Origin of the sequence: Snodgrassella sp. M0110 (assembly GCF_016101465.1) — a bacterium.
In the GTDB taxonomy this organism is placed as follows: domain Bacteria; phylum Pseudomonadota; class Gammaproteobacteria; order Burkholderiales; family Neisseriaceae; genus Snodgrassella; species Snodgrassella alvi.
The window spans coordinates 408,064-419,667 of sequence record NZ_JACFQM010000001.1; the positions used below are offsets into that span (position 1 = coordinate 408,064).

Below are 11,604 nucleotides of genomic sequence, written 5' to 3' on the forward strand. Positions count from 1 at the left end.
AAGGAATAATGAGAATATGGAAACGAAAAAATCAGATAAATTTTTAAGTACTCTGAATGCGGCAAGAAAAGGAGATGCAGATGCCCAGTTTATATTGGGTGTCATGTATGAGAACGGAGAAGAAACAGAGCAAAATTATGCAGAGGCATATAAATACTATAAATTAGCTGCTGAACAGGGAAATACTCAAGCACAAGTCAATTTAGGTTGTATGTATTATGATGGTAAAGGTGTAGATCAGAACTATGTTAAAAGCCTTAAGTATTATCTGTTGGCTGTGCAACAAGGTGAAGATAATCATAATGTGCAATATCTTCTGGGTAATATGTATGAGCAGGGAATCGGAACAGAGCAAAATTATGCCGAAGCACGTAAGTACTATAAGCTGGCTGCTGAGCAAGGAAATATTAATGCTCAATTCATTTTAGGTAAATTTTATTACTACGGGGTGGACGGAAGAAAAGATTACATTAAAAGTATTGAATATTTTCAGTTAGCAGCTCTGCAGGGTGATAGTGAAGCGCAATATTTATTAGGATGTATTTATAATGCTGGTGAAGTTGTTGCTCAGGATTATGTTAAAGCCGCGAATTATTTTCAGCAGGCAGCAGAGCAGGGAAATACTGAAGCGCAAGTCCAGCTGGGCTTAATGTATTATTATGGTCGCGGTGTAGAACAGGATTGTGCTAAAGGTCTTGAGTATTGTCAGTTAGCTATACAACAGGGTAATGGTGATCTGCAATTTGATTTGAGTAATATGGATAAAAATGAAGAATGAACAGCATAAAATTATACTATTTGAGTATATTAATACTGTAGTTTGTAGCAGGTAGCGGGTCAATATGCACAATACAATTTTAGCTAATATATATTGAGCTATACCAGAATATATGTAAGCTTGGCAGGACATAGATATCATCCTTGCTTACATATTTATATTTGTGGATCTGATCATAACTACATAGTAAATATAAACGATTGAATATAAATTTTTATCAAATTATCTTGATGATATGGATATATACTGACTCTTCAATGAGTTGGAAATGTAAATAAAATTTAATCATTTGTAATAAAATGGGTTGTAGGAATTTATAGTGAAAATACCTTAAAAAATAATTATATTATTTCGGTAAAGGTACAGAACAGAATTACACTAAAAGCTTTGAATATTTTCAGTTAGCTACGCAACAAGGTAATAACGATGCACAATTTTCTCTTGGTTTTATGTATAAGAATGGAGAAGGAACAGAGCAAAATTATGCAGAGGCATATGAATACTTTATTCTGGCGGCAGAACAAGGACACTCTGGAGCTCAGCATAATCTGGAGCTTATGCAAGAAAATGGTTTTGGAATGAAGTAATAAGAAGTATTTTCAGAAAATTTATAAAAGAAGTAGTACAAAAATCTTTTATGATTTCTGAATGCTACATAACTTTTTTATTATTGATCCCTGTGATTGAGGTTATTTATATTTGCAGATAAAAATATTCTGAAAAAATTTAAAGGCTTACTGTAAAAGGAATAATAAGAAAATGGAAACTAAAAAATCAGATAAATTTTTAAGTACTCTGGAAGCGGCTCGAAAGGGGAATGCGGATGCACAATTTGCTTTGGGTGTTATGTATGAGGATGGAGAAGGAACAGAGCAAAATTATGCAGAGGCATATAAATATTATGAACTGGCCGCAAAACAAGGAAATATCGATGCACAATTCAATTTAGGTTTATTGTATAGCGAGGGCTATGGCGTAGAGCAGAATTATGAAAAGGCAGCTGAATATTATGCGGCTGCAGCTGCACAGGGAGATGCTTCGGCTCAATGTAATCTGGGTATATTGTATAGTGATGGTTATGGTGTAGAGCAGAATTATGAAAAGGCAGCTAAGTATTATTCAGCTGCAGCTGCACAGGGAAATGCAAATGCTCAGAGTAATTTAGGTATATTGTATGAAGATGGTTATGGTGTAGAGCAGAATTATGAAAAGGCAGCTGAGTATTATTTGGCTGCAGCTGCACAGGGAGTTGATATTGCCCAAAGTAAATTAGGATTTTTATATTACAACGGCTATGGTGTAGAGCAAAATTATGAAAAAGCGGTTGAGTATTATTCAGCTGCAGCTGCGCAAGGAGATGTTACTGCCCAGTATAACGTAGCTAATTTATATTACTATGGAAAAGGCGTAGAACAAAATTATACTAAAAGTATTGAATACTATCAGTTAGCAGCGCAACAGGGTAATAGTAAGGCACAATTTACTTTAGGATATATTTATAAAACTGGTGAAGGTGTTGCTCAGGATTATGCGGAGGCATATAAATATTATAAGCTGGCTGCAGAACAGGGAAATAGTGATGCACAAATTAATTTAGGTATTTTATATGAAAACGGTGATGGTGTAGAACAGAATTATGCAAAAGCATTTGAGTATTATCTGGCTGCTGCTGAGCAAGGAAATCCTATTGCTCAATATTATGCAGGTAGTATGTATTATTATGGTAAAGGTGTAGAACAAAGCTTCATTAAAAGCCTTGAATATTATAAGCCAGCTGCGGAACAGGGAAATAGTGATGCACAATTTGCTCTGGGTTTTATGTATATAAATGGTGAAGGAGCAGAGCAAAATTATGCAGAGGCATATGAGTACTTTAATCTGGCGGCAGAACAAGGACACTCTGGAGCTCAGCATAATCTGGAGCTTATGAAGAAAATGGTTTTGGAATAAAGAAATAAAAGTATTTTCAGAAAATTTATAAAAAAAGTAGTACAAAAATCTTTGATGATGTCTGAATGCTATATAACTTTTTTAATATTGATCTCTATGATTGAGGTTATTTATATTTGCAGATAAAAATATTCTGAAAAAGTTTAAAAGCTTACTGTAAAAGGAATAATAAGAAGATGGAAACTAAAAATTCAGATAAATTTATAAGTACTCTGGAAGCGGCAAAAAAAGGAGATGCAGATGCACAATTTTCTCTGGGTGTTATGTATGCGGATGGAGAAGAAACAGAGCAAAATTATGCAGAAGCATATAAATACTATAAGTTGGCCGCAAAACAGGGAAATGTTAATGCATTAATTAATTTAGGTAATATGTACTACTACGGGGCAGGTGTAGAACAGAATTATTTAAAAGCGATTAAGTGTTATACAGTTGCTGCTGCACAGGGAGATGCTGCTGCCCAATGGAGTTTAGGTAGTATGTATTATTATGGAACAGGCGTAGAACAGGATTTCAATAAGAGTCTTGAATATTATCAGTTAGCTGCGCAACAGGATAATAGTGATGCACAATTTAATATAGGGTGTATGTATCGCGATGGACATGGTGTGGCTCAGGATTATGCTAAAGCTGCTGAATATTTTCAGCAGGCGTCATTCAAAGGTCATTCTGATGCGCAATATAATCTGGGCGTGTTATATGAAAATGGATTAGGTGTAAAAAAAGATTATACACAAGCATATAAATACTATGATTTGGCTGCAAAGCAGGGAAATAGTGATGCGCAAATCAATTTAGGTCTTTTATATGAAGATGGTATTGGTGTGAAACAGAATTATAAGAAAGCGATTGAGTTTTATTCAGCTGCTGCAGAACAGGGAAATGCTATTGGGCAATATCATTTAGCCGGAATGTATTTCGCTGGTAAAGGTGTAGAACAGAATTACAATAAATGTATTGAATATTATCAGTTGGCAGCTGAACAAAATTTAGTTGATGCTCAATTTAATTTGGGTGCTATTTATGATAAAGGTAAAATTACTCATCCAAATTATACTGAAGCAATGAAATATTATCTGTTAGCAACTAAAGGAGGAAGCTATGAAGCTTCATATAACTTAGGGTTAATGCTTTATGAAGGTAAAGGAGTTGAACAGGACTATATAAATGCAGCTAAATACTTTCATTTTGCTGCTAAAGGAAGGCTGGCTCCGGCAGAATACATTCTCGGATTAATGTATTACCAAGGTATGGGAATAGGTAAAAATTATGAAAAGGCTGCCGAGTATTTTCAATTGGCTGCTGATCAGGGAGAGGCAGTTGCTCAAACACAATTAGGTGGTTTTTATGAGAATGGTATTTATTTTAAACAAGATGATATGAAAGCATTTGAATATTATCAGCTTGCTGCAGATCAAGGAGAAGTAATTGCTCAATATCAATTAGCTTATTTTTATCAGATTGGTAAAGGTGTAAAACAGAATGATGCAAAAGCATTAGAATACTATCAACTCGCAGCTGCTCAGGGTAATGTAGATGCACTACTTGATTTAGGCAAAAAATATTTTTCTGGTAACGGAGTAAAACAAAATTATTTAAAAGCAGTTGAGTATTTTCAGCAGGCTGCTAATCAAGATAATGCAGAAAGTCAGTATATTTTAGGACTTATGTACTTAAATGGTTACGGTGTTAAGGAAAATAACCGTATGGCTAAGGATTTTTTTGGTAAAAGCTGTAAAAATGGAAATCAGAAAGCATGCGAAATATATAATCAAATATAATAAAAATTATTTATCACGGATATTTTTTATTTCACCTTAAAACAGTTAATTCTGAAATTCTTCTGAAACAGAATTACATAAGTAATCACTGTTATATAAATTTTATATCATGAAATTTAACACTATTGATAATATTTCTCTGTTTATGATTATGAAATAATTTTGCTTTTCTAAAGCAGATTCTTGTTTTATGTTTATAATCACCTATATTAGTTTATTACCTGAATTATTCAGGCTGATCATGGTTTTTTATGTTAAATTAGGGTGTTATGAATAAACAAGCAGTGCAGGAAGCGGAGTTTGCTCCTCGTCTGGTAAGCTGGCAGCGTCAGCATGGCCGGCATGGTCTGCCATGGCAGTGTCGTGAACCATATAAGGTATGGTTTTCGGAAATTATGTTGCAGCAAACGCAGGTGTCCACGGTACTTGATTATTATCCGCGATTTCTGGCTGCATTTCCTGATGTCCAGGCACTGGCGGCGGCTGATGAAGATGAAGTGCTGGGTCTGTGGCAAGGGCTGGGCTACTACAGTCGTGCACGCAATTTACATAAGGCTGCCAGGCAAGTTATATCTGAATTTTCGGGAAATTTTCCACACAGTCGTGTGGAATTACAATCTTTATGTGGTGTAGGTCGTAGTACTGCAGCAGCGATTGCTGCATTTTGCTTTGATGCACGCGAAACCATTCTGGATGGTAATGTAAAGCGGGTATTGTGCCGGGTTTTTGCTCTGGACGGTGATATTGCGAATAAAACTTTTGAAGATCAGCTCTGGCGCAAAGCAGAAGCCTTGCTGCCACTTAATGCAGCAGATATGCCGGCTTATATTCAGGGGCTGATGGATTTGGGAGCAACGGTATGTAAGCGCAGTAAGCCAATATGCTGTTCATGTCCTATGAACGATCTGTGTCAGGCATATGCCCAGAACCGTATTGCTGAATTACCGCGTAAGAAAAAAGCTGTAAGTGTAAAAAATTTATCGCTATATTGGCTGGTTTTACGTAACTGTGATGGCGCGATATTTTTACATAAACGTCCTGCAAAAGGAATATGGGGTGGTTTATGGTGTGTACCATGTGCAGACAGTCTGGATGATTTGTATCAACTTGCTGCAAAGTTTGGTTGTACTGCTGAAGATTTAACTGAAGGTATTGAATTCAGTCATCGTTTAACTCATCGTCAATTGTATATTCTGCCTTTTGCTGCTCAGATAAATACCGGGCAGGATGCTGCATCTTGTGCAATAACTGGTGAATGGGTATCAGCCAATAATCTGAATGCATATGGTATCCCTAAACCGTTATATGATTATCTGAACGTAAAACAGAGCAGTCTTTTTTAATTTGATTATTATGTTAATAGCATAATTTTTAACCGCTATTTTGCTGCGTATATTTATTTTTAAATTTGTCTGTTTTATGTGCATATTATCGTTATTAATATTATATATTGTGAATAATATTGTTTTTTTAATTTGTATAGCGTAAATATAATTGACACTGACATCACAAATATGTATAAACGCTATCTTGCTGAAATATTGCTGTCTTTCAGATGTTTTAGTTATTCAGACAGAATAAAGAAGGGAAGGCTGTTATTTCAGTAAGGTGTGCTTAATTCTATGTATTAAGTATCTGATTATTTAACCGGGAATAAAACAATGGAAGAAGATTCGAGTCGACCGTTTATTTTATTAAAACAACAACTGCAACAAGGCCGTTGATGTTTCCGGGTTAACAGTATCTGCCGACTGGGAAACATCATGGTCGGTGAGGTACTGTTTATGAAAAAATTCAAAAAAATCATTTCCCAACCAGTGGTAATCAAGGCTGTGCTGGAGTCCCGCAATAGTCTTGACCATACGCTGTCTAATTTACAGACCAGTTTAAATGGTCTGACTGAGCAGGATGTTAAAGAAAGACTGATCAGTTTTGGCAATAATGATGTAGTGCACGATAAAGCACCATCAGTCTGGCTGCAATTATTACTAGCCTTTAAAAATCCGTTTATTTTTGTTTTACTGGCACTGGCTTTGGTAAGCTTTTTCACTGATTATCTGATTCCTTTGCATAATGGTGAAGAAACCAGTGTGAGCGGTATTACAATAATTCTGGTAATGGTTTTGCTCAGTGGTGTACTCAGTTTCTGGCAGGAATATCGTTCCAATAAGGCTGCACAGGCGCTGAAATCTATGATCAGCACCACTGCTACAGTAGTGCGCCGCAGCCATAGAGATATCAATGCAGAACAGCTTGAAGTACCGATTAAAGAAGTGGTACCGGGAGATATTATTTTGTTATCTGCCGGCGATATGGTACCGGCTGATGTGCGTCTGATTGAATCACGTGACTTGTTTATCAGTCAGGCCGTACTGACCGGTGAGTCTATTCCGGTAGAGAAATCTGATACTCTTGGTATGAATAGCACGCTTGCTATTGAAGAGCAGCCATTATCAGCTGATCCGCTGGATGCAGAAAATATCTGCTTCATGGGTACTAATATTGTCAGTGGTACGGCTAAAGCCGTGGTTGTGGCAACAGGAAATGATACCTATTTTGGCTCTCTGGCCAAATCAATTGTCGGTACACGCAGCCAGACAGCGTTTGATCGCGGTGTAAACAGTGTTAGTCATTTGCTGATTCGTTTTATGCTGGTTCTGGTGCCGGTGGTGTTGCTGATTAATGGCTTCACTAAGGGAGACTGGGGTGATGCTGCTCTGTTTGCACTTGCTGTTGCTGTCGGGCTGACTCCTGAGATGCTGCCAATGATTGTCAGTGCCAATCTGGCTAAAGGTGCTATGGCCATGGCACGGCGTAAGGTAGTGGTAAAACGCCTGAGTGCTATTCAGAATTTCGGTTCAATGGATATTTTATGTACAGACAAAACCGGTACATTAACTCAGGATAAAATTATTCTTGAGCATTACACGAATATTCATGGCAATAATGATAGTGAAGTTTTGCAACTGGCCTGGTTAAACAGTTCCTATCAGAGCGGTATGAAAAATCTGATGGATAAAGCCATTGTGCGTTTTGCGCAGGAACCTGAAAACAGGGCGGGTATCAGCGATGGCGGCTATCATAAAATTGATGAATTACCGTTTGATTTTATTCGCCGGCGCTTATCTGTGGTTTTACAGGATGAAGAACAGCGCCATGTGCTGATTTGTAAGGGCGCAGTGGAAGAAATGCTGTCTATTTCCAGCTGTGTTTATGAGCACGGAGAATATTTGCCATTAGATGCAGCGCGGCGGGAACAATTGCTGGCTTTAGCTGAAAGCTATAATAAGGAAGGCTTCCGGGTGCTGGCAATTGGTAAAAAATACATTACTGCTGAAGCCCAGAAAGCACAATATGCAGTTGCTGATGAAACTGAGCTTACTCTGTTCGGCTTTCTGACTTTTCTTGATCCGCCGAAAGACAGTGCTGCACAGGCTATTGCTGCTCTGAGTGAAAATGGTGTGGCTGTTAAGGTTTTAACTGGTGATAATGCGATTGTTACCCGTAAGATTTGTTATGAAGTAGGAATTGAAGCCGGACACCCTTTACTAGGTAGTGAAATTGAGGCACTAAGTGATGAGGTACTGAAACCTCTGCTGGAAAAACACACTGTATTTGCCAAACTTACACCATTACAGAAATCACGGATTATTCGTCTGCTTCAGGAAAACGGACATACAGTCGGTTTTCTTGGTGACGGTATCAATGATGCTCCGGCTCTGCGCGATGCCGATGTCGGTATTTCTGTGGATACGGCTACTGATATTGCCAAGGAATCGGCTGATATTATTCTGCTGGAAAAAAGTCTGATGGTATTGGAAGAGGGGGTAATCAAAGGACGTGAAACTTTTGGCAATATTATTAAATATCTGAATATGACTGCCAGCTCTAATTTTGGCAATGTGTTTTCAGTATTGTTTGCCAGTGCGTTCCTGCCATTTCTGCCTATGCTGGCTATTCAGTTACTGATTCAGAATCTTCTGTATGATTTTTCTCAGCTATCATTGCCATGGGATAAAATGGATGAGGAATTTTTGCGTAAACCGCGTAAATGGGATGTATCCAATATCAGCCGTTTTATGCTGTTTATCGGTCCTATTTCCTCTATATTTGATATCAGTACTTTTGCGCTGATGTGGTTTGTGTTCCATGCTAATGCGCCGGAAGTGCAGAATTTGTTTCATTCCGGCTGGTTTGTAGAAGGTTTATTGTCACAGACTCTGGTAGTACATATGCTGCGTACCCGCAGAATACCGTTTGTACAAAGTACCGCTGCTTTACCGGTATTGCTGATGACAGGGTTAATTATGGCTATTGGTATTTATATTCCGTTTTCGCCGATTAGCAGCTGGATCGGGTTGGTACCGCTGCCATGGCAATATTTCCCCTGGCTGGTACTGACACTGGGTTGTTACTGTGTTGTGACTCAGATAGTGAAACGCTGGTATATTCGCCGTTTCGGACAATGGTTCTGAATGTTATGTAAAAAAAGCGAGTTGAGTACTCGCTTTTTTCAGGTCTGAATCAGATAGGAATAAACTAAATACTGATTTTATTGCCTGAATACTTTTATCAGGATGAGTATAAGAACTGGCAATTTTAAGATTGAATCTGATTATTTTCAGTTTGCTGTATAACTGATATTTATAGTATTTTAAATCATATTGAAATTATTATATTCAGAAAAGGGAAATAAATGGCATTTACTGAAACTGAAAAAGCGGCTTTGCTTACTGTAAAAGGGGTAGGAGAAAAGGTAATTATGCGTCTGGAGCAGATGGGTATTGACTCATTGGATAAGCTTGCTCTTGCAAACCCACAGGATATCACTGAGCAGGCAGCCAGTCTGGTTGGCAGCAGCTGCTGGAAAAACAGTCCGCAAGCCAAAGCAGCTATCACTATGGCAGTAGATTTTGCGAGCGCGAAAACTCAGAAAAAAGCGATTTAAATATTTTAAATTAATATAATGAAAATATATAACAGAATAATCGTAAAAACAATTATTTATTTTTTACTGAATTTTTTTATTTAAAACTGATGCTAATATCTTTTTTTAGATTTCCAATAATCCGGAGTTGATTTAAATTCCTGATAATAATAAATTGCAACAATTATAATCATAAAGGAATAATATAATTCCAACCAAAAATTTTTTCTACGTATGTAGTTGCCTTTGATATCTGCTACTTTAGGAGAAAGTTTACTATAGATAATTGTAATTTTATCGCCAGAATTGAAGTAACGAACGGTTCTGATATTATTTATAATATAAGTTTTATTGTATCTGTCGGTATATTTAACTGTCAGTATATAGGCTGTCTTTCCTCTACGTTCAGAAAAGAAAGAGATTTCCGTATCTATTACTGTAGCCGATGTTTCTTCACCATATCTGGAGAGTAGGAAAATAAATTTCGCATTGGATAAAGTCAAACCTATAATCGTAACGCTAAAAACTATGACAGCCACTGACCAGAATATATTTAATATTTTTTTCATAATAAAATTATTATAACAAATATTTGCATAGAAAATTTATTTTACTAATATAATTTATTTTTACAATTCAAGCAGTATATAAAATGTTCAGAGTATTTCAAACCATGTACCGGTTGTGTACTCTGAACATCTTTATCAGTGATGATTTAATGAAAACGGGCGGGTATGGCGGATTTTACCACCGACTGAGCTGGTACCTACGCGCACAATGCTTGCAGTGCGCGGCTAATCGATAGGTAAGGCCGATGGTCTGGGTTGCACTTTGAATACCATACAGATAGCTGATATAAAGATTGTTAGACAAGTGTTTGCCGATTGTAATGGCCAGTTCTGCAGGATTCATTCGTAAAACTGCTCTGACTCTACTACGTAACGGAAAGTCCACATGCTTTGTAATGTGTCCATTCTGTTTCTTTAAAGGAAATAATTATTGAATAAAAATAATATTTTTTTAGTAAATTCAATATATTGTTTTTATGCTTTTTTTATGAGTAAATGGCAGAAATTATTCTACTAAAGATAGATAAGATTCATACTATGGATGCTGAGTTTGCTTTGGGATTACTGCGTATAGTCATAGCATTTTTATACATACAGTATGCCTCGACAAAAGTCTGATAGTGGCGATTTTCTATGACTGACGGGAATGGATCAATAAAGTTATTTTCGATAATAGGTGTTGCAGGTATGCTGGAATAATTAGGAAGTTTTCTTTGCTGACAGGGTCTGTTTGTGCAGGCTGTAAGGTTTACTGTTGCCGGTGGCGGTCGTTTTAAGACAGAAAATCGGTTTAAATAATTGCAGATTGTTACTTATTTGGTATTTTCAGTAGATACAGATATCAGCAATAGTTTTATGTATCTGCTGAAATAATTATTATAAATCTGGAATTATGTTTAATAAGAGTTATAAAGGTTTAATTGGAATAGATTGGAATTTTAGAAAAATACGCTAATAACATTAACTAAAAAAATTATTTATTTTGTACTAAATTTTTACTTAAAGCTTAAGCTAATATTTTCTTTTAAATTTCCAAAAATTCGGATTGGATTTGAACTCCTGATAACAATAAATTGCAGTAATGATAACCATAAAGGAGGCATATAGTTCTGTAGAAAAAATTTTTTTACGTTTATGGTTGCCTTTGATATCGGCTACCTGAGGAGAAAATTTATTATAGATAATTGTAATTTTATCGCCAGGATTTAAGTTTTTATAGGTTCTAATATCATTTTTGATATAGGTTTTATTATATTTATCGGTATATTCGACTTTCAGTATATAGGCGACTCGCCCACGTCCTTCGTCATGGGATTTGGTATCTATTACCGTAGCTGATGTTTCTTCCCCGTGTCTGGCAAGTCCGAAAATAAATTTCGCATTTGATAAAGTTAAACCTATAATCGTAACGCTAAGAACTATGGCAGCCACTGACCAGAATATATTTTCTATTTTTTCCATAATAAACTTATGATAATAAATATTTACATATAAAATTAATTAAATAATATAATTTATTTATTTTTACAATTCAAGCAATATATAAATGTTCAGAGTATTTTAAACCATGTGCCGGTTGTGTACTCTGAACATTTTTAT

General features: G+C 36.2%; 9 protein-coding genes and 1 pseudogene. 7 read left to right on the top strand and 3 right to left on the bottom strand.

From position 1 onward, the window contains the following. The first annotated feature begins 16 nt into the window (after positions 1–16). From H3T84_RS01845 to H3T84_RS01880, 7 genes and pseudogenes are all read left to right on the top strand, one after another. The gene (locus H3T84_RS01845; RefSeq protein ID WP_174833750.1) at positions 17–778 is read left to right on the top strand and encodes a tetratricopeptide repeat protein; all 762 of its coding nucleotides are present in this window, start codon (positions 17–19) and stop codon (positions 776–778) included. Positions 779–1,131: 353 nt separating this feature from the next. Further along, a pseudogene (locus H3T84_RS12400) lies at positions 1,132–1,365 on the top strand (tetratricopeptide repeat protein); the annotation flags it as partial. A gap of 172 nt (positions 1,366–1,537) precedes the next feature. Next, positions 1,538–2,728 (top strand): SEL1-like repeat protein, encoded by a 1,191-nt coding sequence (locus H3T84_RS01860; RefSeq protein WP_198217480.1) that lies wholly within the window; start codon positions 1,538–1,540, stop codon positions 2,726–2,728. A 176-nt stretch (positions 2,729–2,904) separates the two neighbouring features. Continuing rightward, complete coding sequence (locus tag H3T84_RS01865; protein ID WP_198217482.1) at positions 2,905–4,509, top strand: tetratricopeptide repeat protein; 1,605 nt, start codon at positions 2,905–2,907, stop codon at positions 4,507–4,509. A 269-nt stretch (positions 4,510–4,778) separates the two neighbouring features. Continuing rightward, complete coding sequence (gene mutY / locus H3T84_RS01870; RefSeq protein WP_198217484.1) at positions 4,779–5,852, top strand: A/G-specific adenine glycosylase; 1,074 nt, start codon at positions 4,779–4,781, stop codon at positions 5,850–5,852. Between the two features lie 441 nt (positions 5,853–6,293). Beyond that, the gene (mgtA, locus tag H3T84_RS01875) at positions 6,294–8,984 is read left to right on the top strand and encodes a magnesium-translocating P-type ATPase (protein ID WP_232346076.1); all 2,691 of its coding nucleotides are present in this window, start codon (positions 6,294–6,296) and stop codon (positions 8,982–8,984) included. Positions 8,985–9,205: 221 nt separating this feature from the next. Then, positions 9,206–9,457, top strand: a complete 252-nt coding sequence (locus H3T84_RS01880; protein WP_037475272.1) for a helix-hairpin-helix domain-containing protein — start codon at positions 9,206–9,208, stop codon at positions 9,455–9,457. Between the two features lie 92 nt (positions 9,458–9,549). Here H3T84_RS01880 and H3T84_RS01885 read toward each other — a convergent pair whose 3' ends face one another. The 3 genes from H3T84_RS01885 to H3T84_RS01895 form a co-directional block, all read right to left on the bottom strand. Beyond that, positions 9,550–10,005, bottom strand: coding sequence for a DUF3592 domain-containing protein (locus tag H3T84_RS01885; protein WP_198217488.1), 456 nt, complete (start codon positions 10,003–10,005; stop codon positions 9,550–9,552). A 175-nt stretch (positions 10,006–10,180) separates the two neighbouring features. After that, entirely contained in the window at positions 10,181–10,390 is a 210-nt protein-coding gene (locus H3T84_RS01890) for a hypothetical protein (RefSeq protein WP_198217490.1), read from the bottom strand. Positions 10,391–11,016: 626 nt separating this feature from the next. Further along, the gene (locus tag H3T84_RS01895; protein WP_037475275.1) at positions 11,017–11,466 is read right to left on the bottom strand and encodes a DUF3592 domain-containing protein; all 450 of its coding nucleotides are present in this window, start codon (positions 11,464–11,466) and stop codon (positions 11,017–11,019) included. Positions 11,467–11,604: the final 138 nt, after the last annotated feature.